The organism is Pseudomonas sp. B10(2017) (genome assembly GCF_002113295.1).
Classification (GTDB): domain Bacteria; phylum Pseudomonadota; class Gammaproteobacteria; order Pseudomonadales; family Pseudomonadaceae; genus Aquipseudomonas; species Aquipseudomonas pudica.
This window is the reverse complement of the sequence record NZ_NEJU01000022.1, coordinates 54,467-77,382: the sequence shown is the minus strand read 5'-3', so window position 1 is coordinate 77,382 and position 22,916 is coordinate 54,467. Positions and strand designations below refer to the sequence as shown.

Genomic DNA, 22,916 nt, shown 5'->3' with positions numbered 1-22,916 from the left:
CCTACCCTATTTCGCACGAGGTAATCACATGTCCAATACCCTGTTCAGCCTGGCCTTCGGTGTCGGCTCCCAGAACCGCCAGGGCGCCTGGCTGGAAGTGTTCTATGCGCAACCGCTGCTCAACCCGAGCGCCGAACTGGTCGCTGCAGTAGCCCCTGTTCTCGGTTACCAAGGTGGCAACCAGGCCATCGCCTTCAGCAACGCCCAGGCCGCGCAACTGGCCGAAGCCGTGAAAGGCGTGGATGCCGCCCAGGCCGCCCTGCTGACCCGCCTGGCCGAAAGCCACAAGCCGCTGGTCGCCACGCTGCTGGCCGAAGATGCCGCGCTGACCTCGACCCCAGAGGCCTACCTCAAGCTGCACCTGCTGTCCCACCGCCTGGTCAAGCCGCACGGCGTGAGCCTGGCCGGCATCTTCCCGCTGCTGCCGAACGTGGCCTGGACCAACCAGGGCGCGGTCGACCTGGCCGAACTCGCCGAACTGCAACTGGAAGCGCGCCTGAAGGGCGAGCTGCTGGAAGTATTCTCGGTGGACAAGTTCCCGAAAATGACCGACTACGTGGTCCCGGCCGGCGTACGTATCGCCGACACCGCCCGCGTGCGCCTGGGTGCCTACATCGGCGAAGGCACCACCATCATGCACGAAGGCTTCGTCAACTTTAACGCTGGCACCGAAGGCCCGGGCATGATCGAAGGCCGCGTTTCCGCTGGCGTATTCGTCGGCAAGGGCTCGGACCTGGGCGGCGGCTGCTCGACCATGGGCACCCTGTCCGGTGGCGGCAACATCGTCATCAAGGTTGGCGAAGGCTGCCTGATCGGCGCCAACGCCGGTATCGGCATTCCGCTGGGCGACCGCAACACCGTCGAAGCCGGCCTGTACATCACCGCCGGTACCAAGGTGAACCTGCTGGACGAGAACAACCAGCTGGTCAAAGTGGTCAAGGCCCGCGACCTGGCCGGCCAGACCGACCTGCTGTTCCGCCGCAACTCGCTGAACGGCGCGGTGGAGTGCAAGACCCACAAGTCGGCCATCGAGCTGAACGAGGCGCTGCACGCGCACAACTGAGAACCCTTCAACCGCTGCCGGAGCGAGCTTGCTCGCGAACAGCGGATTCTCAGCGTTTGAAATGTTAAGATCGGGTCTGGCACCACGCCAGACCCGATTTTCATTCCAGGCCCCGCGACCATGTTTCAGCCCTCCCCCTGGCGTGCCGATTTTCCCGCCATCGCCGCCCTGCAACGGCAGCACCAGACCTACCTGGACAGCGCCGCCACTACCCAGAAGCCGCAAGCCCTGCTCGATGCCCTGAGCCATTACTACGGCCATGGCGCGGCCAACGTGCACCGTGCCCAGCACTTGCCCGGCGCACTGGCGACCCAGGCCTTCGAAATCAGCCGCGACAAGGTTGCCGCCTGGCTCAATGCGGCAGACTCGCGGCAGATCATCTTCACCCACGGGGCCACTTCGGCGCTGAACCTGTTGGCCTACGGCCTGGAACACCGCTTCGAGGCGGGTGACGAAATTGCCGTCAGCGCTCTAGAGCACCATGCCAACCTGCTACCTTGGCAACAGCTGGCGCGCCGGCGCAACCTGCGCCTGGTAGTGCTGCCGCTGGATGCCGATGGCCGCATCGACCTGGACCAGGCGCTGCAACTGATCGGCCCGCGCACTCGGGTGCTGGCGGTGAGCCAGCTGTCCAACGTGCTGGGCACCTGGCAGCCGCTGCCGGCACTGCTGGCCCATGCCAGTGCGCAAGGCGCGCTGACCGTGGTCGACGGTGCCCAGGGCGTGGTGCATGGCCGCCATGATGTGCAGCAGCTTGGCTGCGACTTCTATGTGTTCTCCAGCCACAAGCTGTACGGCCCGGAAGGCGTCGGTGTGCTGTACGGCCGCAGCCAGGCGCTGGAACGGCTGCACCACTGGCAGTTCGGCGGTGAGATGGTGCAACTGGCCGAATACCAGAGCGCCAGCTTCCGTCCGGCACCACTGGGGTTCGAGGCAGGCACGCCGCCGATCGCCGGGGTGATCGGCCTGGGTGCGACCCTGGACTACCTGGCAAGCCTCGATGCCCAGGCACTCGAAGCTCATGAAACCAGCCTGCACCAGCACCTGCTGCGCGGCCTGAGGGACCGCGATGGCGTGCGCATCCTCGGCAAGCCACAGGCGGCCCTTGCCAGTTTCGTCATCGAAGGCGTGCATAACGCCGATATCGCCCATCTGCTGACCGAGCAAGGCATTGCCGTGCGTGCCGGGCACCACTGTGCCATGCCGCTGCTGAGGGACTTAGGCCTGGAGGGCGCGATCCGCGTCTCTTTGGGGCTGTATAACGACAGCGATGACTTGCAGCGTTTCTTCGAGGCGCTCGATCAAGGCCTGGAGCTGTTGCGATGAGCTTGCCGGACCAGGCGCGCCAGGCGCTGGAAGCTTTCGAGCAGGGCAAGGGCTGGGAACAGCGCGCGCGGCTGCTGATGCAGTGGGGCGACCGGCTGGAACCGCTGGATGAAACTGAAAAGACCGAGGCCAACCGGGTGCATGGCTGCGAAAGCCTGGTATGGCTGGTGGCCGAGCAGGTCGAGGGCTTGTGGCGGTTCAAGGCCAGCAGCGATGCACGCCTGTTGCGTGGGCTGCTGGCGTTGTTGCTGGTGCGGGTGCAGGGGTTGGCCAGTGAAGAGCTCGCCGGGCTCGATCTGCGTGAGTGGTTCACTCAGCTGGGCCTGGAGCGCCAACTTTCGCCATCGCGCAGCAATGGGCTGCATGCGGTGTTGCAGCGGATGGCGGAGCTGGCGTCCAACCGTTGAATCGGTGCTGGCCTCTTCGCGGGCTCGCCCGCTCCCACAGGTATCGCGTGGCGTTTTGGCTGGCGCTTTACCTGTAGGAGCGGCCTTGTGTCGCGAAAGGGCCGCAAAGCGGCCCCGTCAATCTCTGTGGTGGAACTGGGAACCTGGGGCCGCTACGCGCCCCTTTCGCGACACGAGGCCGCTCCTACAAGGACCGAGTGGGCCAGAAGCAGTTATTCAGGCTTGACCCGCTCCGAAGGCCGCCGCGCCCCCGCTACCAGTTTTTCCACCGCCTTGCTCGCCGCAACCATGCCAAAGGTCGCGGTCACCATCATCACCGCGCCAAAGCCACCCGAGCAGTCCAACCGCACGCCCTCGCCCACAAAGCTTTTCTGCAGGCAAACGCTGCCATCGCCCTTGGGGTAGCGCAGCTGTTCGCTGGAGAACACGCACGGCACGCCATAATTGCGGCTGACATTGCGCGAGAAGTTGTAATCGCGACGCAGGGTGGAGCGCACCCGCGAGGCCAGCGGGTCATTGAAGGTCTTGTTCAGGTCGGCGATCTGGATCTGTGTCGGGTCGATCTGCCCACCGGCGCCACCGGTGGTGACGATGGCGATCTTGCGCCGCCGGCACCAGGCGATCAGCGCCGCCTTGGCCATTACACTGTCGATGCAGTCGATCACACAGTCGAGGTTCTCGGTAATGTACTCGACCATGGTGTCGCGGGTGACGAAGTCGGCCACAGCATGCACCGTGCACGCCGGGTTGATCGCCCGCAGGCGCTCGGCCATGACCTCGACCTTGAGCCGCCCCACCTGCCCTTCCAGCGCATGGGCCTGGCGGTTGGTGTTGCTGACGCATACATCGTCGAGGTCGAACAGGGTGATCTCGCCCACGCCACTGCGGGCCAGCGCTTCCGCCGCCCACGAGCCTACCCCGCCAATACCGACCACGGCCACATGGGCCTGGCCCAGACGGTGCAACCCCTGGTCGCCATAAAGCCGGGCGACACCGGCGAAGCGTGGATCTTCTGTGCTCATGTTCATACCCCAAAAAACCGGCGCGCATTATATGCCAGGGGGCCCATGGCCTGCATCGTTAGGAAAGAGACTACCAACCCTGCTTTAATGTCCTATCACTTCGACACATATGGACGACAATGTCTTCACGTAAATTCGGCCTGAACCTGGTCGTGGTCCTGGCCATCGCCGCGTTGTTCACCGGGTTCTGGGCGCTGATCAACCGCCCGGTCTCCGCCCCCGCCTGGCCAGAACAGATATCCGGCTTCTCGTATTCACCGTTCCGCCTGGGCGAAAGCCCGCAGAAGGGCCAGTACCCCAGTGACGACGAGATGCGCCAGGACCTGGAGCAGTTGAGCAAACTGACCGACAGCATCCGGATCTACACCGTGGAGGGCACCCAGGCGGATATCCCGCGCCTGGCCGAGGAATTCGGCCTGCGGGTGACTCTGGGCATCTGGATCAGCCCGGACCTGGAGCGCAACGAACGCGAAATCGCCACAGCCATCCAGCTGGCCAACACCTCGCGCAGCGTGGTGCGGGTTGTGGTCGGCAACGAGGCACTGTTCCGCGAAGAAGTCACCCCGGAAAACCTGATCAAGTACCTGGACCGGGTACGCGCAGCGGTCAAGGTGCCGGTGACCACCAGTGAGCAGTGGCACATCTGGAAGGAAAACCCGCAGTTGGCCAAGCACGTCGACCTGATTGCCGCGCACATCCTGCCGTACTGGGAGTTCGTGCCGATGAAGGATTCGGTGGAGTTCGTGCTCGACCGCGCCCGCGAGCTGAAGCACCAGTTCCCGCGTAAACCCCTGCTGCTGTCGGAAGTCGGCTGGCCGAGCAACGGCCGCATGCGCGGCGGCGCCGATGCTACCCAGGCCGACCAGGCCATCTACCTGCGTACCTTGGTCAACACCCTCAACCGCCGCGGTTACAATTACTTCGTGATCGAGGCCTACGACCAGCCGTGGAAGGCCAGTGACGAAGGCTCGGTGGGCGCCTACTGGGGCGTGTACAACGCCGAGCGCCAGCAAAAATTCAACTTCGACGGCCCGGTGGTGGCGATCCCCCAATGGCGCGCCCTGGCGGTGGCCTCGGTGGTGCTGGCAATGATCGCCCTGATGGTGCTGTTCATCGACGGTTCGGCCCTGCGCCAGCGTGGCCGTACCTTCCTCACCTTCATCACCTTCCTGTGCGGTTCGGTGCTGGTATGGATCGCCTACGACTACAGCCAGCAATACAGCACCTGGTTCAGCCTGACCGTGGGCGTGCTGCTGGCCCTCGGCGCGCTGGGCGTGTTCATCGTGCTGCTGACCGAGGCCCACGAACTGGCCGAGGCGGTATGGATACACAAGCGCCGGCGCGAATTCCTGCCGGTGCAGGCCGACAGCGCCTACCGGCCCAAGGTGTCGGTGCACGTACCGTGCTACAACGAGCCGCCGGAGATGGTAAAACAGACCCTTGACGCACTGGCAGCGCTGGATTACCCCGACTACGAAGTGCTGGTGATCGACAACAACACCAAGGACCCGGCCGTGTGGGAGCCGCTCAAGGCCCATTGCGAGAAACTCGGCGAGCGCTTCAAATTCTTCCATGTCGCGCCCCTGGCCGGTTTCAAGGGCGGCGCGCTGAACTACCTGATCCCGCACACCGCCAAGGACGCCGAGGTGATCGCGGTGATCGACTCGGACTACTGCGTCGACCGCAACTGGCTCAAGCACATGGTGCCGCACTTCGCCGACCCAAAGATTGCTGTGGTGCAGTCGCCGCAGGACTACCGCGACCAGCACGAAAGCGCTTTCAAGAAGCTGTGCTACAGCGAATACAAGGGCTTCTTCCACATCGGCATGGTCACCCGCAACGACCGTGACGCGATCATCCAGCACGGCACCATGACCATGACCCGGCGCAGTGTGCTGGAAGAGCTGGGCTGGGCCGAGTGGTGCATCTGCGAGGACGCCGAACTGGGCTTGCGGGTATTCGAGAAGGGCCTGTCGGCCGCCTATGCCCACAACAGCTACGGCAAGGGCCTGATGCCCGATACCTTCATCGACTTCAAGAAGCAACGCTTCCGCTGGGCCTACGGCGCCATTCAGATCATCAAGCACCACGCCAGCGCCCTGCTGCGCGGCAAGGGCAGCGAGCTGACCCGCGGCCAGCGCTACCACTTCCTGGCCGGCTGGCTGCCGTGGATCGCCGATGGCATGAACATCTTCTTCACCATCGGCGCGCTGCTGTGGTCGGCGGCGATGATCATCGTGCCGCACCGGGTCGACCCGCCGCTGATGATCTTTGCCATTCCGCCGCTGGCACTGTTCTTCTTCAAGGTCGGCAAGATCATCTTCCTCTACCGCCGCGCGGTAGGGGTGAACCTGAAGGATGCCTTTGCTGCGGCGCTGGCGGGGCTGGCGCTGTCGCATACCATCGCCAAGGCGGTGCTGTACGGGTTCTTCACCAGCAGCATGCCGTTCTTCCGCACACCTAAGAACGCCGACAGCCACGGGCTGCTGGTGGCGATTTCCGAGGCGCGGGAAGAGCTGTTCATCATGTTGCTGCTGTGGGGCGCAGCGCTGGGCATCTACCTGGTACAGGGGCTGCCGAGCTCGGACATGCGCTTCTGGGTGGCAATGTTGCTGGTGCAGTCGTTGCCTTATGTGGCGGCCCTGGTGATGGCGTTCCTGTCTTCGCTGCCCAAGCCCGGGGAAAAGGCTGCCGAACCGCAACAGGCTTGAGGGGTGCTGGAACGGCCTGATATTCAGAAGTGACCGCGAACCGGCCCCACGGCCAGGCGGGACAATGGCCGCTTGAGCCATTCCAGACGCTGTTCGACGCCGACCAGCGTTCTGGGCCTCTTCTCTCAAGTACCCGCCGAGGCCACCACGTGCTGACGCGCGCCATGCAAAATATTGAAGTTCCGTTTAGCTGGAACTTCAATGACCCCAGCGTCCCAGGCATGGCATTCGGTGCGGTTCCTAATTAAAAACCGGGCAGACCACGTCCACCAGAGGCATTCACGCGCCCACGTATCCTGGCAACTCTTATAGTTGTTGACAAACAGGGGAACTCCTAAGCTGAACGCTCTAAGTTAATTACCAGGAGTGAACAATGATGTGCCAGCAGCGTCCAACAGAAAACTCTTTCAAAATTGAACCAACCCGCATCAGCTTTAGCTACTTGAACCAACGAAAAGACAGCCTTCGGTGCACGATAAATACGAACGAAACAACCTACGAAACTGAAATCAGTGAAGTGCTGGTACCTCTCATGCTAATGGCTCGCGAAAAAATCAATGATGAAACAACCTATGTAAATATGTGGGCAGAAAATGCCGACAGTGGCGGCAGGAACATTACAATTACCAGCCTCGGCATTAACCAACTCTAAAGAAACAGCGGCAGTTATCAGCAGGATAACTGCCGCTGTCACAGGTAAAAACAAGCCTTTCTGATACCCGCACATGGCGCCATTCATATGCAACTGGGTGAAGGGTGTTTAGCCAATAACAAACGTTGCACATGCCACTGAAAACGTTGCGCCATCACCTAGGCCAATCCGGTCGTACCTTTTACATCCATTTGATATAAGATAACGCCCCTCAGATTTCCCCGCCTTGCCTTGCCCCGGAGTCCCCCATGACGGCCCCTACCGAGCTCTCGCCTACCCTTCAACTGGCCTGCGACCTGATCCGCCGCCCCTCGGTCACCCCCGTCGACGCCGACTGCCAGGCGCAGATGATGAACCGCCTGGGCGCCGTGGGCTTCCAGCTCGAGCCGATGCGCTTCGAGGACGTCGACAACTTCTGGGCCACCCACGGCAGCCAGGATGGCCCGGTGCTGTGCTTTGCCGGCCACACCGACGTGGTCCCCACCGGCCCGGTGCAGCAATGGCAACATGAGCCGTTCGAAGCGCTGATCGACGCCGACGGCATGCTCTGCGGCCGTGGCGCCGCCGACATGAAAGGCAGCCTGGCCTCCATGGTTATTGCCAGCGAGCGCTTCGTGCAGGACTACCCGGGGCACCGCGGCAAGGTCGCGTTCCTGATCACCAGCGACGAGGAAGGCCCGGCCCACCATGGCACCAAGGCCGTGGTCGAGCGCCTGAAAGCACGCAACGAGCGCCTGGACTGGTGCATCGTCGGCGAACCCTCCAGCACCACCCTGCTGGGTGACGTGGTCAAGAACGGCCGCCGTGGCTCGCTGGGCGCCAAGCTGACCGTACGCGGCAAGCAGGGCCATGTGGCCTACCCGCACCTGGCGCGCAATCCGATCCACCTGGCCGCACCGGCCCTGGCGGAACTGGCGGCCGAGCACTGGGATGAAGGCAATGCGTTCTTCCCGCCGACCAGCTTCCAGATCTCCAACCTCAACTCCGGCACCGGCGCCACCAACGTGGTCCCAGGCGAGCTGACCGCACTGTTCAACTTCCGCTTCTCCACCGAGTCCACCGTCGAAGGCCTGCAGGCGCGGGTGTCGGCGATCCTCGACAAGCATGAACTGGACTGGTCGATCGACTGGGCGCTGTCGGGCCTGCCGTTCCTCACCGAGCCGGGCGAATTGCTGGACGCCGTCTCGGCCAGCATCAAGGGCGTCACCGGCCGTGACACCCAGCCGTCGACCAGCGGCGGTACCTCCGATGGCCGCTTCATCGCCACCATGGGCACCCAGGTGGTCGAGCTCGGCCCGGTCAACGCCACCATCCACCAGGTGGATGAACGGATCCTGGCAAGCGACCTTGATCTGCTGACCGAAATCTATTACCAGACCCTGGTCCGGTTGCTCGCCTGATGCTCGCCTGCCCTCTTTGCCAGGCACCACTGAGCCGGCTCGACAACGGTGTGGTGTGCCCGGCCGGCCACCGCTTCGACCGGGCCCGCCAGGGTTACCTGAACCTGCTGCCGGTGCAGCACAAGAACAGCCGCGACCCGGGTGACAACCAGGCCATGGTCGAAGCCCGCCGCGATTTCCTCGACGCCGGCCACTATGCGCCGGTGGCGCGCCGCCTGGCCGAACTGGCCGCCGAGCGCCAGCCCGGAGCCTGGCTGGACATCGGCTGCGGCGAGGGTTACTACACTGCGCAAATCGCCCAAGCCCTGCCGGCTGCCGACGGCTATGCCCTGGACATCTCCCGTGAGGCAGTCAAGCGTGCCTGCCGCCGCGCACCCGAAGTTACCTGGATGGTCGCCAGCATGGCCCGCGTGCCGCTTGCCGACGCCAGCTGCCAGTTCATCGCCAGCGTGTTCAGCCCGCTGGACTGGGCCGAGGCCAAGCGCCTGCTCAGCCCCGGCGGCGGCCTGATGCGGGTCGGCCCCACCAGCGGCCACCTGATGGAACTGCGCGAAGTGCTCTACGATGAAGTACGCCCTTACGCCGACGACAAACACTTGGCCCTGGTGCCCGAAGGCATGGCCCATGCCCACAGCGAAACCCTGGAGTTCCGCCTGAGCCTGGCCGCGCCCAAGGCCCGCGCCGACCTGCTGGCCATGACCCCGCACGGCTGGCGTGCCAGTGCCGAAAAACGTGCCCGGGTAATCGACCAGCCCGATCCGTTCGAGGTCACGGTTTCCATGCGTTATGACTATTTCGTGCGCCAAGACTGAGCACACCCGGAGCCCTTATGCGCCAACCTGATATCGAGATCTACCTGAAGGACGCCGACGTCGACCACAAACAGATTGCCGAGTGGCTCGCCCAGGCAATCGGCCCATGCAGCGAATGGAAGCAGAAAGGCCATACCTTCAAATGCCAGGCCGGTAACATTCCGGTCACCTGGCTACCCAAGGCTGTAGGGAAATGGAACAGCCTGTACCTGGAAAGCGACCAGACGCCGTGGGCCGATGACGTCGCCTGCGCCCGCGCCGCATTTGCCGCACTGGGCGTGGAAGTGCGCTGCGCGCCAGGTGGCTGGGTGGAGGAAGATGGGGAAGAAGATGCCGACCGTTGGGTCCGCATCAGCGCCGACGGTGAAGAGGAAATCACCTGGCGTACATGAATGCACTGCATTCGTTGCGGGAGCCCGGCTTGCCGGCGATGCAGGCAACACGGTGCCTGGCATCGGCTTCGCCGGTGATCGCCGGCAAGCCAGCTCCCACAACAAGCCTTACAGCATGAGGCTCAGAGGCCCACTACGTCCTCGGCTTGCAGGCCTTTCTGGCCCTGCACGCAGGCGTATTCCACCCGCTGACCTTCGACCAGGGTACGATGCCCCTCACCGCGGATCGCCCGATAGTGGACGAATACATCCGCACCACCTTCGCGCTGAATGAAGCCATAACCCTTGGCATCGTTGAACCACTTTACATTCCCAGTCTCACGAGACGACATCTGAACTACTCCGGATTTTTATTGTGAAGATCGCCTTGCAGACACAGAGTCCCTCCCTGTGTCGACGCCGCTTGCGCAAATATCTTGCAAGTGGCAGGCCGAGTATATGACACAGAACAAAAAAATTTGATGACCGTCGCGCCGTTCGGCGATTTTTGCTGAACTTGCGCGGATACGGCAGACTAATTGGCTGGATACCCACCTGAAAATCACTCCCAGGGCACACACCCCATGACCCGTTCCCCCCTGCGCCGCCTGATCTTCGGCGCCCTGCGTCGCCTGTTGTACCTGTGGGTGCGCTCCGAGACCATCAACCAGTCCTCCCTCACCCTCAAGCTCGACCGCAGCCGCCCGGTGTTCTATGCCCTGCCCTCGCCCGCGCTCACCGACCTGGCCGTGCTCGACCACGAATGCACCAAGGCAGGTCTGCCGCGCCCGGTGCTACCGGTGGCGGTCGGCCCGCTGCAGGAGCCGGCGGCATTCTTCTACCTGACCCCGGACCCGGACTGGCTCGGCCGCCACGACAAGCGCGGTGCCCCGCCTACCCTGGAGCGCCTGGTCGCCGCCGTCAGCCAGCATGCCGAAGAGGATGCGCAGATCATTCCGGTCAGTGTGTTCTGGGGCCAGACCCCGGCAAGTGAATCCAGCCCGTGGAAGTTGCTGTTCGCCGACAGCTGGGCGGTTACCGGGCGCCTGCGCCGGCTGCTGACCGTGCTGATCCTCGGGCGCAAGACGCGGGTGCAGTTCTCCGCGCCCATCCACCTGCGCGAACTGGTACAGCACAACAAGGGCCACGAACGCACCGTACGTATGGCCCAGCGCCTGATGCGCGTGCACTTTCGCAACCTGAAAACCGCCGTCATCGGCCCGGACATCTCGCACCGTCGCAACCTGGTCAAAGGCCTGATCCACGCGCCCCAGGTGCGCCAGGCCATCGTCGATGAGGCGCAGCGCGAAAACCTGCCGCTGGCCAAGGCCGAAGCCCAGGCCCTGCGCTATGGCAACGAGATTGCCTCGGACTACACCTACACCGCGATCCGCTTCCTCGAAGTGGTGCTGAGCTGGTTCTGGAACAAGATCTACGACGGCATCAAGGTCAACCATATCGAGCAGGTGCAAGGCATCGCACCCGGCCACGAAGTAATCTATGTGCCGTGCCACCGCAGCCATATCGACTACCTGCTGCTGTCGTACCTGCTGTTCCGCAACGGCCTGACACCACCGCACGTGGCCGCGGGCATCAACCTCAACATGCCACTGGTGGGTAACCTGTTGCGTCGTGGCGGTGCCTTCTTCATGCGCCGCACGTTCAAGGGCAACCCGCTGTACACCGCGGTGTTCAACGAGTACCTGCATACCCTGTACACCAAGGGCTTCCCGGTGGAGTACTTCGTCGAAGGCGGCCGCTCGCGCACCGGGCGCATGCTGCAGCCGCGCACCGGGATGCTGGCCATTACCCTGCGCAGCTTCCTGCGTTCGTCGCGCACGCCGATCGTGTTCGTGCCGGTGTACATCGGCTACGAGCGCGTGCTCGAAGGCCGCACCTACCTGGGCGAACTGCGCGGTGCCAGCAAGAAGAAAGAGTCGATCTTCGATATCTTCAAGGTATTTGGCGCGCTAAAACAGCGCTTTGGCCAGGTATACGTGAACTTCGGCGAGCCGATCCGCCTGGCCGGCTTCCTCGACCAGCAACAGCCCGGCTGGCGTGAACAGGATCACGGCCCGCAGTACCGCCCGGCCTGGCTCAATGCAACCACCGCCCGCCTGGGCGAAACCGTGGCTCGTCACCTCAACGAGGCGGCCGCGATCAACCCGGTCAACCTGGTGGCCCTGGCTCTGCTGTCCACCAGCCGCCTGGCCCTGGACGAGCGCGCCTTGACCCGCGTGCTCGACCTGTACCTGACCTTGCTGCGCCAGGTGCCCTACTCGCCGCACACCACCCTGCCGGATGGCGACGGCCAGGCGCTGATCGAACACGTGCGCGGGATGAACCTGGTGGCCGAGCAGAAGGACGCCTTGGGTCGCATCCTGTACCTGGATGAAGGCAACGCGGTACTGATGACCTATTACCGTAACAACGTGCTGCACATCTTCGCCCTGCCGGCGCTGCTGGCGAGCTTCTTCCTCAGCAGCTCGCGCATGAGCCGCGAACTGCTGGGCCAGTATGTGCACGCGCTGTACCCTTACCTGCAGGCCGAACTGTTCCTGCGCTGGTCGCCGGAGCAACTGGATGAGGTGATTGACCAGTGGCTGGCCGCGCTGGTCGAGCAAGGGCTGCTGCGCCAGGACAACGACACCTACATTCGCCCGGCACCCAGTTCGCGGCAGTTCGTGTTGCTGGCCCTGCTCGCCCGCACCATCACCCAGACCCTGCAGCGTTTCTACATGGCCACCTCGCTGCTGCTGAACAGCGGGCAGAACAGCCTCAGCGCCGAAGAACTGGAAGACCTGTGCGTGATGATGGCCCAGCGCCTGTCGATCCTGCACGGCCTGAACGCCCCGGAGTTCTTCGACAAGACCCTGTTCCGCCACTTCATCCAGACCCTGCTCGAGCAAGGCGTGCTGCATGCAGATGCCCAGGGCAAGCTGGGTTATCACGACAAGCTCGGCGAGCTGGCCGAAGGCGTGGCCAAGCGCGTGCTGTCGGCGGAACTGCGCCTGTCGATCCGCCAGGTGGCATTGCACCGAGATGAGCCTGCAGAGGTCATGCAAAGGTAGTTTTTCAGGCTGCTCTCGGCCCTTGGGAGGGATCAGGATCACGGCGCTACTTCAAGCCCATCCCTCTCAAGGAGCACCAACATGACTCAAATGAAGACGCTGGACGTTGAAATCGTTTCCTCAGGCGATAACACGCTTGCGCCATCCGGACTGGTTGAATTGAGGCTGATCGATATCACCAAAGCAGATGCACGCTCCATCAGCCTTGCCGAGCTGCGCCTGCGTTGTGGCGGCCTGATGCCGATCAATCTGCCGCTGACTTTCGATACCAGCATTATCGACCCAAACCGCAGCTATGCCCTCGCCGTGCGCATCGAGGTAGACGGCAAACTGCGCTACATCAACACCAGCCGTCACTCGATAGAACCAGCCACTGTATCGGGTACACAACGGGTAACTGTCGACCCGGTTGCCACCTGAAACACTCACCTGTCGGTGCCACCCTGTGGACTGCACAGGGCGGCCTGACCGTTTCAAGCAAACTGGATGCAGTCGGCCTGCGACCACCGCGCCGTAGCTGAATATTGCGCTTCGCGTTGCTCACCCCTCTCTTTGTCGTATCTTCATCAAGGACCCGCCAGAAGAAATCCGCTAAAGTCCCTGGAGTTGGCCACAAGCCAACGCCAAGGACTTCGGAGATACCATGAAAAAGCTCTTTATGCTGTGTTGCGCATCCTTGCTCGCAGCCTGTTCCAGCCACACCCCGTCCAACCAGGCCAGCCTGGATGGCGAAGTCTTCTACCTGCAGCGCAGCGCCCTGCCACCTGCCGCCACCCTCAGCGTGGAGCTGCAGGACGTCTCGCTGATGGACGCCCCGGCGGTTACCCTGGCCCGCCAGGCCGGCCCGGTCAAAGGCAACGTACCGCTGCCATTCCACCTCACCTACGACCCAGCCCAGATCAAGCCCGGCCACCGCTATGCGGTAAGCGCGCGCATCGAGCTGGACGGCAAGCTGCTGTTCATCAACACCGAACACCACGGCGTCATGCTTGACGGCAGTGACCCACAGCCCGTGCGGATCAAGGTCGATCCAGTCCGCTGATACCCGTATTCATCTGTTTACAAGGAAAGCTTCATGATCCGCACTTCCCTGCGTTTCACCACCCTGTGTGCCGGCCTGCTGCTATCGGCCAGTGCCCTGGCCCTGTCGCTGGGCGACCTGACCCAAAAGGACGCCACCGGCGGCCTGAAGGATGCCCTGACCCAAGGCGCACAACTGGCCGTCAAGCAGCTGAGCACCCCGGGTGGGTTCAGCAACAACCCTGACGTGCGCATCGAACTGCCAGGCAACCTGGGCAAGGCCGCCAAGGCGATGAAGATGTTCGGCAAGGGTGAACAGGTCGAAGCCCTGGAAACCAGCATGAACAAGGCCGCCGAGGCTGCCGTGCCGCAGGCCCAGGCGATTCTGGTGGATGCCGTGAAGAACATGAGTGTGACCGATGCCAAAGGCATCCTCGCCGGCGGTGACGACTCGGCTACCCAGTACCTGAACAAGAGCAGCCGCGAGCAGATCCGCGCCAAGTTCCTGCCAATCGTCAAGCAGGCTACCGACAAGGTTGGCCTGGCTCAGCAGTACAACAACTTTGCCGGGCAGGCCGTGGCGTTGGGTGTGGTCGATGCCAAGAGCGCCAGCATCGAGAACTACGTGACTGAAAAGGCACTGGATGGCCTGTTCGAGATGATTGCCAAGCAGGAGCAGAGCATTCGCCAGAACCCGGCCGAAGCGGCTACCAGCCTGGCCAAGAAGGTCTTCGGCGCCCTCTGAGGGCCCTGGGGGCTGCTTTGCAGCCCATCGCGACACAAGGCCGCTCCTACATTGATCGGCGAATGCAGGACCTTTGTAGGAGCGGCCTTGTGTCGCGATAGGAGGGCAAAGCCCTCCCCTGCGGTCTTCAGCCCTTCTTCACCCTGAACCACGCCGCATACAACGCCGGCAGGAACAGCAGGGTCAGCACCGTGGCCACGATCAACCCGCCCATGATCGCCACCGCCATCGGCCCGTAGAACACACTGCGCGACAACGGAATCATCGCCAGCACCGCTGCCAGTGCGGTCAGCACGATCGGGCGGAAGCGCCGCACCGTGGCTTCGATGATCGCTTGCCAGCGATCCAGCCCCGCCGCGATGTCCTGCTCGATCTGGTCCACCAGAATCACCGAGTTGCGCATGATCATCCCCGCCAGGGCAATGGTGCCAAGCATGGCGACAAAGCCGAACGGCTGGCGGAATACCAGCAAGAACAAGGTCACGCCAATCAGCCCCAGCGGCGCAGTGAGGAACACCATCACCGTGCGCGAGAAGCTGCGCAGCTGGATCATCAGCAAGCTCAGCACCACCACCACGAACAGCGGCATGCCGGCATTCACCGACTTCTGCCCACGCTCGGAGTCCTCGACCGTGCCGCCCACTTCCAGCAAATAACCATCCGGCAGCTTGGCACGAATGTCACGCAGGGTCGGTTCTATCTGTTTCACCAGCGTCGCCGGCTGCTCCTTGTCGTAGATATCGGCGCGCACGGTCACCGTCGGCAAACGGTTACGGTGCCAGATGATGCCTTCTTCGAAGCCGTACTCCAGGGTCGCAACCTGCGACAGCGCCACGCTCTGGCCATTGTCGGTCGGCAGCGCCAGGCTGCCGAGGTTGCCCAGCTCGCTGCGTTCCTGCCGGGTGCCGCGCAGCAGGATCTCGATCAGCTCGTTGTCCTCGCGGTACTGGCTGACCGTGGTGCCGGTCAGCGAGCTTTGCAGGAAGTTCGACAGGTGAGCGGTGCTCACGCCCAAGGCGCGGGCGCGGTCCTGATCGATCTCGAGGAACACCGCCTTGCTCGGCTCTTCCCAGTCCAGGTGCACGTTCACCACATGCGGGTTCTGGCGCACCTTGTCGGCCACTTCGCGGGCCAGCGCACGCGCCTTCTCGATGTGCTCGCCAGTCACCCGGAACTGCACCGGATAACCCACGGGCGGGCCGTTTTCCAGGCGGGTGACCCGGGCACGCAGGTCGGGGAACTGCTGGTCCACGGTGCTGATCAGCCAGCTGCGCAGGCGCTCGCGGTCTTCCATCGACTTGGCCAGTACCACGAACTGGGCGAAGCTGGCCGCCGGCAGCTGCTGGTCCAGCGGCAGGTAGAAACGCGGGGAACCGGTGCCCACGTAGGCCACGTAGTTGTCGATACCCTCCTGCTGCTTGAGCAACACCTCAAGTTGCTTGACCCGCTCGGCGGTGTTGGCCAGCGAGGCACCCTCGGCCAGTTTCAGGTCGACCATCAGTTCCGGGCGCCCGGAGGCCGGGAAAAATTGCTGGGGCACGAAGCGGAACAACAGGATACTGCCGACAAAGGCGGCAACGGTCAGCAGGATCACCGTCTTGCGCCGCCGCACGCACCATTCGACCACCCGCCGTACACGCTGGTAGAACGGTGTGGCGTAAGGGTCTGGCGCGTGGCCATCCTTGCCATGGCGCGCGCCATGCAGCTTGGCCAGGTCCGGCAGCAGGCGCTCACCCAGGTAAGGCACGAATACCACGGCAGCCACCCAGGAGGTCAGCAAGGCAATGGTCACTACCTGGAAGATCGAACGGGTGTATTCGCCCGTACTGGAGGCTGCTGTGGCAATGGGCAGGAACCCCGCCGCCGTGATCAGGGTGCCGGTGAGCATCGGGAAGGCGGTGCTGCTCCAGGCGTAGCTGGCCGCCTTGAGGCGGTCGTAGCCCTGCTCCATCTTGATCGCCATCATTTCCACGGCAATGATCGCGTCATCGACCAACAAGCCCAGGGCCAGCACCAGCGCGCCAAGGGAGATCTTGTGCAGGCCGATGCCGAAGTAGTGCATGGCGGCGAAGGTCATGGCCAGCACCAGCGGGATGGCCAGCGCCACCACCAGCCCCGTGCGCAGGCCCAGCGAGAAGAAGCTCACCAGCAGCACGATGACCAGCGCCTCGACCAGCACCTGGACAAACTCGCCCACACCAGCCTTGACCGCTGCCGGCTGGTCCGAGACCTTGCGCAGCTCCATGCCGGCTGGCAGGCTGCGCGCCAGGCGCTCGAACTCGCTTTCCAATGCCTTGCCCAGCACCAGGATGTCGCCGCCATCCTTCATCGAAACCGCCAGGCCAATGGCATCCTCGCCCATGAAGCGCATGCGCGGTGCGGGCGGGTCGTTGAAGCCGCGGTGCACCTCGGCCACATCGCCGATACGGAAGGTGCGGTCACCCACGCGGATGGGGAACTGGCGAATCTGCTCGACGCTGTCGAAGCGCCCGCTCACCCGCAGTTGCAGGCGCTCGCTGGGCATTTCGAAGAAGCCAGCGGTGCTGACCGCATTCTGCTCCTGCAGGGCCTGCTGCACGGCCTCCAGCGGCACGCCGAGGGTGGCCAGCTTGAGGTTGGACAGCTCGATCCAGATTTTCTCGTCCTGCAGGCCGATCAGCTCGACCTTGCCCACATCCTTGACCCGCTGCAACTGGATCTGGATACGGTCGGCATAGTCCTTGAGCACCGCGTAGTCGAAGCCCTCCCCCGTCAGCGCATAGATATTGCCGAAGGTGGTGCCGAACTCGTCATTGAAAAACGGGCCCTGGATCTCCGGCGGCAAGGTGTGGCGGATGTCGGCGACCTTCTTGCGGATCTGGTACCACAGCTCGGGAATGTCCTTGGAATGCAGCGAGTCGCGGGCCATGAAGGTGACCTGCGATTCGCCCGGGCGGGAGAACGAGACGATTCGCTCGTACTCGCCGGTTTCCATCAGCTTCTTTTCGATGCGCTCGGTGACCTGGCGGGACACTTCCTCAGCGGTGGCACCGGGCCACAGGGTACGGATGACCATGGCCTTGAAGGTGAACGGTGGGTCCTCGCTCTGGCCGAGCTTGGTGTAGGACATGGCGCCAATGGCCGCCAGCAGGATCATCAGGAACAGGACGAGCTGGCGGTTGCGCAGCGCCCAGGCAGAAAGGTTGAAACCCATCGGGACTTACTCCTTGGCCGTCAGGTTCACTACGCGATTGGTACGGTCCACGGGGCGTATCTCCTGGCCCTCGCGCAATACATGGCCACCTGCGGCGACAACCCAGTCGTCGGGGGCGAGGCCTTCAAGCACGGGTACGCTGTCGGCGCCGTAGGGCCCCAGGCGCACTACGGCCCGCTCCAGGCGGCTTTCCTTGTTGACCCGCCAGACGTAGGCCTGGCCGTTTTCCGCAGTGACTGCCGACAGCGGCACCGCCAGCGGGATCTGCCCTTCGTGGGCGATGAACACCCGGGCGCTCTGGCCCAGCTCTGCCGGCGTGGCAGCCGTGGTAAAGGCGATGCGGGCAGCGAAGGTGCGCGAACGCGGGTCGGCGGCCGGTGACAACTCGCGGATGCGCCCCTGGAAGCGCTCTTGCGGGTGCGACCACAACTCGACGCTCACCGGCTGGCCCACGGCGAAGCGGGCGAACTGCTGCTCCGGCAGGCCGATAGCCACTTCCCGTTCGCCATCGGCGGCCAGGGTGAACACAGTCTGCCCCGCGGCGACCACCTGGCCCACTTCCACCTGGCGCTTGGCGATCACTCCGGCCTGGGGTGCGCGCAGCACAGCATATTCAGCCTGGTTGCCAGCCACGTCGAACTCGGCCTTGGCCTGTTTCAGCCGGGCCAGGCCGGCGCGGTAGAGGTTTTCGGCGTTATCGAACTGGGAATGGCTGACCATCTGCCGGTCCAGCAGCTTCTGGTAGCGATCGCGCTCGGCGCGCACCAGCGACAGGTTGGCCTCGGCGGCGGCCAGCTGGGCACGGTTGGCTTCCAGTTGCAGGCGCACATCCTGCGGGTCCAGCTCGGCCAGCGGCTGGTCGGCCTTGACCCGCTGCCCTTCCTCGACCAGGCGTTTGCTGACCTTGCCGCCAATGCGGAAAGCCAGTTCCGGCTCGAAGCGCGCCCGCACTTCGCCGGGGTAACTGTCGGCAGCGGCTTCGGCCGGCTGCGGCTGCACTACCAACGCCGGGCGCGGCGCAGCAGGTGGGGCGGCTTCCTGGCCGCACGCCGCCAGCAACAGCACGGCAGCGGCGGACAGAGCGATGGACAAGGCATGGCGCAACATGATGAATCCTTTCCCAGAGAGCACATCGAATATTTATACTGACAAGTATATTAAATGAGGCAGTGGGTGCCGGGAAGGGTATGTACCGTTTTTTGCAGAGCAGTGATTGAGCGTTGTGGGAGCGGTTTCACCCGAATGGCGTCTGAGCCGGTAAGATGAGCGAATCTTCAACCAGATGCAGACCACGATGTCCAACGACGCCCCCATCGGCCCGGGCCGGCCCAAGGATCTGGCCAAACGCGAGGCGATTCTCGAAGCAGCCAAGGCCCTGTTCCTCAGCCTTGGCTACGCCAACACCAGCATGGATGCGGTCGCTGCGGCGGCAGGTGTTTCAAAGCTCACCGTATACAGCCACTTCACCGACAAGCAGACGCTGTTCTGCTCGGCGGTCATGGCAACCTGCCAGATCCAGTTGCCCGACCTGCTGTTCGAGTACCCCGAGGGGGCGCCGGTGGAAGAGGTGCTGCTGACCATTGCCCGTGGCTTCCAGGCGCTGATCAGCAGCGATGAAGCGGTCAAGCTCAGCCGCCTGATCATGGCCCAGGGCAGCCTGGACCCGAGCTTTGGCGAGTACTTCTACGAAGCCGGGCCCAAGCGCGTGCTGGCGGGGATGGAAGCTTTGCTGCGCGGGGCGCACGAGCGCGGGCTGCTGCGCATCGACAACCCGCTGCGTGCGGCGGAGCACTTCTTCTGCCTGGTCAAGGGCGCACCGGATTACCGGTTGCTGCTGGGATGCGCGGGGCCGCTGGAGGGGGATGAGGCCGAGGTGCATGTGCGCGAGGTGGTTGGGGTGTTCCTGCGGGCGTTCCGCCCCTGAAGCCTATGCGGGCCTTTGTAGGAGCGGCCTTGTGTCGCGAAAGGGCTGCAAAGCAGCCCCAGGGTTTCAGCGCAGATGCATAAATTGCCGGGGCCGCTTTGCGGCCCTTTCGCGACACAAGGCCGCTCCTACAGGATACCGAAGCTCTCAGCTCAGGCCTTGAGGGCCTTCTTCGGGTAAATGTCATACCGGCTCGACTTGCCCTCCAGGCTATGGCTCGGCTTCGGCCCGTCGATGATCGGCGCCTTGCGCGGCCGCTTCACCACCACCCGGTGGCTGGCCAGCGCCAGGGCGGCTTCGAGCAGGGCCGGGGCATCCAGGTCATCCCCCACCAAGGGCCGGAACACACGCATTTCCTTCTTCACCAGCGCACTCTTGTCCCGGTGCGGGAACATCGGATCGAGGTAGATCACCTGGGGTGCCTCGCCCTCCCAGGCGCGCATGCGCTCGATGGCGTTGCCGGCAAGCAGGCGCATGCGCCCGACGATCGGCCCCACCTCTTCATCCGACCGCGCCCGCGCCAGGCCATCCTCCAGCAGCGCGGCAATCAGCGGCTGGCGTTCGATCAGGGTCATCTGGCAGCCAAGGCTGGCCAGCACGAACGCGTCCTTGCCCAGCCCGGCAGTGGCATCCAGCACCTGCGGACGCACGCCTTGGGCAATGCCCACCGCCTTGGCGATCATCTGCCCGTTGCCACCACCGAACAGGCGCCGGTGCGCGGCCTGACCTTCGACAAAGTCCACCCGCACCGGCCCCGGGGCCTGCGGTCCCAATTGCTGGATCTGCAAGCCATCGACACCAACCTGCACGGCAAACCCGGCAGCATCGTCCTGCAGCGGCAACCCCAGGCGCTGCGCCCACGCAGCGGCTTGCGCCTCGAATTCAGCCGACAGCGCCTCGACCCGGATACCTGTGCCCTGCTCTTCCATCATTCACACCTAGAAATTGAACCCAGCCGTTAATGTATCGGCTACTTCGGCCGATACAGGCAATATCCCGCTATTCTGCCAGAGCACAACGCGCGCGACTGCCATGTCAGATACTCTTCCCATCGGCTTGACCTACCTGTCGCCTGTCGGCAACTACAGTCAGCACAACACCCAGGCACTGGGGGGCGTCAGCCACCTTTGGCAGGATTTCTTTGCCCGGGCCATGGCCGAGCAGCAGGAAGAGCCCGTAGACAGCGTCAGCCAGTCGTTCGTGCAATACGACCAGAGCAGCGGCGAGCCGATCGGCGGCGCCCGTGCACTGGCCCTGATCGACGCCCAGCGTGCCTGCCCGGTACACGACACCGAGGTGGCACCGCCCGAGCCACTGTTTCTGCCCAAGGCAGAGCTCGAAGCCAATCTGCTGCCGCCTGCCCCCGAGCCGTTCAGCGCAGCCGAGCTGATCGAGCAGCAGCGTCAGCTCGATATCAGCAACAGCTGGCTACGCCCGGTGGTGATGAGCCAAGGTCACCCCATTGCCGAACCCGGCCCCGGCCCTATCCCGCGTTCGCTGTTCCTGCCGATCGCCGAGTTCGAGACCAATCTGCTGGACCCGGCCCCCGAGCCGTTCGATGACGCCACCCTGGCCAAGCAGCAGACCGATCTGGAGTTCGACATCCACTGGGCACGCCCGGTGGTGCTGAACAACGTGCGCGCCCACGCCTGAACGTGCCCACGCTCAGCGACAGATCTGCCAGCGGCCCATGTCCACATGAAAGTGGTTGTGGTGTGCAGCGTTGTAGTCCGGCCCCAGTACCGTGCTGAAGCTGTCACAGGCTGCCTGCTGCACCTGACGAAGGAATTCCGCTTTCTGCCCACCCGCCTGCCAGTCCCGCGCAAGGACAACGCGCTGGCCGTCTCGCAGGCGAAAGCCACTGATGTCCAAGGCATCGGCCGTGGCGTGCTGGCTCAGCCTGCCCTGCTTGCGGTGGTAGACATTGCGGCAGGCAAAACTGCCCAGATGGTCTACCTGTGCCACCGGCTGCCCAAACACCCGTTGCGCCGCAGGCTGCAGACCATGTCTTTCGAACAGTGCGTACGCCACCGCCAACGGACAACTGGCCAGAAAGCTGCCGCCGAGCCGCGCCTGACCACCTTCGATACGCCATACGTTCCGCAATGGGCAGTTGGCAGCAGCCGAGCTGTCGGCTTGTGCCCGGTAGCGCAGCTGGCTGGTTTGAAGCGCCAGGCGACAGAGTGCCGGGTCATCGCGAAGGCGGGACAGTTTGTAGGTAGTCAACAGGTTGGGTGGCTGACGCACATCCAGCGGCGCCCAAGGGCTCCATGCGGCGGGCAGACGCCAACCCAGGTGCCAGGCCAGCCCCGCAAACAACGACAGGCAGACCAGCAACGCCAGCACCGCCCTCATCGGCGGTGGAACAGCTCGTTGAGTTGGGCGAACGGCAGCGCCTGCTCACCGTAGCCGAAGGTGCCCTCATCGCGAATCTCCAGCGCAGCCCGGTGGAAGGCCCCCAACGCGGCACGGGCAAGCGATGAGCCGACGCTGATGCGACGTACACCCAGGTCTTGCAACTGGTTGACGCTCAGCGGCACGCCCGCCATGCCCATCAGCACATTCACCGGCCGTGGCGCGACGGCCTGCACCACCGCGCGGATTTCCTCGACAGTACGCAGCCCGGGCGCGTAGAGCACATCGGCACCGGCCTCGGCATAGGCCTGCAGACGCAGGATGGTGTCGTCCAGGTCCATGCGCCCGTGCAGCAGGTTCTCTGCCCGGGCGCAAAGGGTGAACGGGAACGGCAGGCTGCGTGCCGCCTGAACTGCTGCGCGCACACGCTCTACTGCCAGCCCGAAATCATAGATCGGCGTATCGCTGCGACCACTGGCATCCTCGATAGAGCCACCCACCAAGCCAACTTCGGCAGCCCGCAGAATGGTCTGGCCGCAATCCTCGGGCAGGTCGCCAAAGCCGTTCTCCAGGTCAGCGGCCACCGGCAACGGGGTGGCGTCGACGATCTCGCCAGCATTATCGAGGGTATCGTCCAGGCTCAAGGCGCCTTCGGCGTCCGGCCGGCCCAGGCTGAAAGCCAGGCCGGCACTGGTGGTGGCCAGCGCCTCGAAGCCCAGGCTGGCCAGCAACTTGGCCGAGCCGGCATCCCACGGGTTGGGGATGACGAAGGCGCTGTCACGCTCGTGCAAGGCCTTGAAGGCTTCGGCTCGCAGGGTTTGCACATCCATGGTTCAACCTCCGG

At 64.0% G+C, this 22,916-nt stretch carries 21 protein-coding genes; 14 read left to right on the top strand and 7 right to left on the bottom strand.

The genetic code is table 11. The features are described 5' to 3' along the window. The first annotated feature begins 28 nt into the window (after nt 1-28). From dapD to CAF92_RS22315, 3 genes are all read left to right on the top strand, one after another. Complete coding sequence (gene dapD / locus CAF92_RS22325) at nt 29-1,063, top strand: 2,3,4,5-tetrahydropyridine-2,6-dicarboxylate N-succinyltransferase (protein WP_025337969.1); 1,035 nt, start codon at nt 29-31, stop codon at nt 1,061-1,063. A gap of 120 nt (nt 1,064-1,183) precedes the next feature. After that, nucleotides 1,184-2,389 (top strand): cysteine desulfurase, encoded by a 1,206-nt coding sequence (locus CAF92_RS22320; RefSeq protein WP_085601968.1) that lies wholly within the window; start codon nt 1,184-1,186, stop codon nt 2,387-2,389. Then, nucleotides 2,386-2,796 carry a SufE family protein gene (locus CAF92_RS22315; protein ID WP_085601967.1) on the top strand — a complete coding sequence of 137 codons (411 nt, stop codon included), beginning with the start codon at nt 2,386-2,388 and terminating at the stop codon, nt 2,794-2,796. The genes CAF92_RS22320 and CAF92_RS22315 overlap by 4 nt, the downstream gene beginning before the upstream one ends. A gap of 212 nt (nt 2,797-3,008) precedes the next feature. Here the strand turns inward: CAF92_RS22315 and tcdA are convergent, their stop codons facing one another. Continuing rightward, nucleotides 3,009-3,818 (bottom strand): tRNA cyclic N6-threonylcarbamoyladenosine(37) synthase TcdA, encoded by an 810-nt coding sequence (tcdA, locus tag CAF92_RS22310; protein ID WP_178081819.1) that lies wholly within the window; start codon nt 3,816-3,818, stop codon nt 3,009-3,011. A gap of 119 nt (nt 3,819-3,937) precedes the next feature. Between tcdA and CAF92_RS22305 the strand changes: the two genes are divergently transcribed. The 5 genes from CAF92_RS22305 (at nt 3,938) to CAF92_RS22285 (ending at nt 9,785) form a co-directional block, all read left to right on the top strand. Next, nucleotides 3,938-6,529: a glycosyltransferase gene (locus CAF92_RS22305; protein WP_085601965.1), complete on the top strand. Its 2,592-nt coding sequence runs from the start codon at nt 3,938-3,940 to the stop codon at nt 6,527-6,529. Nucleotides 6,530-6,902: 373 nt separating this feature from the next. After that, nucleotides 6,903-7,181 (top strand): hypothetical protein, encoded by a 279-nt coding sequence (locus CAF92_RS22300; protein WP_046616131.1) that lies wholly within the window; start codon nt 6,903-6,905, stop codon nt 7,179-7,181. 248 nt (nt 7,182-7,429) lie between these two features. Beyond that, nucleotides 7,430-8,581, top strand: coding sequence for a succinyl-diaminopimelate desuccinylase (gene dapE, locus CAF92_RS22295; RefSeq protein ID WP_085601964.1), 1,152 nt, complete (start codon nt 7,430-7,432; stop codon nt 8,579-8,581). Then, nucleotides 8,581-9,393 (top strand): putative RNA methyltransferase, encoded by an 813-nt coding sequence (locus tag CAF92_RS22290; protein ID WP_085601963.1) that lies wholly within the window; start codon nt 8,581-8,583, stop codon nt 9,391-9,393. Before dapE ends, CAF92_RS22290 begins: the two co-directional genes overlap by 1 nt. A 17-nt stretch (nt 9,394-9,410) precedes the next feature. Beyond that, the gene (locus CAF92_RS22285) at nt 9,411-9,785 is read left to right on the top strand and encodes a hypothetical protein (protein WP_003257701.1); all 375 of its coding nucleotides are present in this window, start codon (nt 9,411-9,413) and stop codon (nt 9,783-9,785) included. Between the two features lie 122 nt (nt 9,786-9,907). On the opposite strand, the gene CAF92_RS22280 is transcribed toward CAF92_RS22285, so the two are convergent. Beyond that, a complete protein-coding gene (locus CAF92_RS22280; protein ID WP_003252255.1) occupies nt 9,908-10,117 on the bottom strand; it encodes a cold-shock protein in 210 nt (69 codons plus the stop codon). Nucleotides 10,118-10,348: 231 nt separating this feature from the next. Between CAF92_RS22280 and plsB the strand changes: the two genes are divergently transcribed. The 4 genes from plsB (at nt 10,349) to CAF92_RS22260 (ending at nt 14,600) form a co-directional block, all read left to right on the top strand. Next, nucleotides 10,349-12,835: a glycerol-3-phosphate 1-O-acyltransferase PlsB gene (gene plsB, locus CAF92_RS22275; RefSeq protein ID WP_085601962.1), complete on the top strand. Its 2,487-nt coding sequence runs from the start codon at nt 10,349-10,351 to the stop codon at nt 12,833-12,835. An 81-nt stretch (nt 12,836-12,916) separates the two neighbouring features. Next, nucleotides 12,917-13,255: a YbaY family lipoprotein gene (locus tag CAF92_RS22270; protein WP_085601961.1), complete on the top strand. Its 339-nt coding sequence runs from the start codon at nt 12,917-12,919 to the stop codon at nt 13,253-13,255. Between the two features lie 223 nt (nt 13,256-13,478). Next, complete coding sequence (locus CAF92_RS22265) at nt 13,479-13,877, top strand: YbaY family lipoprotein (RefSeq protein WP_085601960.1); 399 nt, start codon at nt 13,479-13,481, stop codon at nt 13,875-13,877. Between the two features lie 33 nt (nt 13,878-13,910). Next, the gene (locus CAF92_RS22260) at nt 13,911-14,600 is read left to right on the top strand and encodes a DUF4197 domain-containing protein (RefSeq protein ID WP_046616127.1); all 690 of its coding nucleotides are present in this window, start codon (nt 13,911-13,913) and stop codon (nt 14,598-14,600) included. Between the two features lie 127 nt (nt 14,601-14,727). On the opposite strand, the gene CAF92_RS22255 is transcribed toward CAF92_RS22260, so the two are convergent. Together CAF92_RS22255 and CAF92_RS22250 are read right to left on the bottom strand one after the other, a co-directional pair. Then, complete coding sequence (locus CAF92_RS22255) at nt 14,728-17,793, bottom strand: efflux RND transporter permease subunit (protein WP_085601959.1); 3,066 nt, start codon at nt 17,791-17,793, stop codon at nt 14,728-14,730. A 6-nt stretch (nt 17,794-17,799) separates the two neighbouring features. Beyond that, nucleotides 17,800-18,900, bottom strand: a complete 1,101-nt coding sequence (locus CAF92_RS22250) for an efflux RND transporter periplasmic adaptor subunit (RefSeq protein WP_085601958.1) — start codon at nt 18,898-18,900, stop codon at nt 17,800-17,802. Between the two features lie 175 nt (nt 18,901-19,075). Between CAF92_RS22250 and CAF92_RS22245 the strand changes: the two genes are divergently transcribed. Then, the gene (locus tag CAF92_RS22245) at nt 19,076-19,717 is read left to right on the top strand and encodes a TetR/AcrR family transcriptional regulator (protein WP_085601957.1); all 642 of its coding nucleotides are present in this window, start codon (nt 19,076-19,078) and stop codon (nt 19,715-19,717) included. A 152-nt stretch (nt 19,718-19,869) separates the two neighbouring features. Here the strand turns inward: CAF92_RS22245 and CAF92_RS22235 are convergent, their stop codons facing one another. Further along, nucleotides 19,870-20,646: a class I SAM-dependent methyltransferase gene (locus CAF92_RS22235; RefSeq protein WP_046616122.1), complete on the bottom strand. Its 777-nt coding sequence runs from the start codon at nt 20,644-20,646 to the stop codon at nt 19,870-19,872. Nucleotides 20,647-20,749: 103 nt separating this feature from the next. Between CAF92_RS22235 and CAF92_RS22230 the strand changes: the two genes are divergently transcribed. Continuing rightward, a complete protein-coding gene (locus CAF92_RS22230) occupies nt 20,750-21,370 on the top strand; it encodes an energy transducer TonB (RefSeq protein WP_085601955.1) in 621 nt (206 codons plus the stop codon). A 12-nt stretch (nt 21,371-21,382) separates the two neighbouring features. Here CAF92_RS22230 and CAF92_RS22225 read toward each other — a convergent pair whose 3' ends face one another. Next, nucleotides 21,383-22,072, bottom strand: coding sequence for an extensin family protein (locus tag CAF92_RS22225; RefSeq protein WP_085601954.1), 690 nt, complete (start codon nt 22,070-22,072; stop codon nt 21,383-21,385). Beyond that, nucleotides 22,069-22,902 carry an oxaloacetate decarboxylase gene (locus CAF92_RS22220; RefSeq protein WP_046616119.1) on the bottom strand — a complete coding sequence of 278 codons (834 nt, stop codon included), beginning with the start codon at nt 22,900-22,902 and terminating at the stop codon, nt 22,069-22,071. The genes CAF92_RS22225 and CAF92_RS22220 overlap by 4 nt, the downstream gene beginning before the upstream one ends. Nucleotides 22,903-22,916 lie beyond the last annotated feature (14 nt).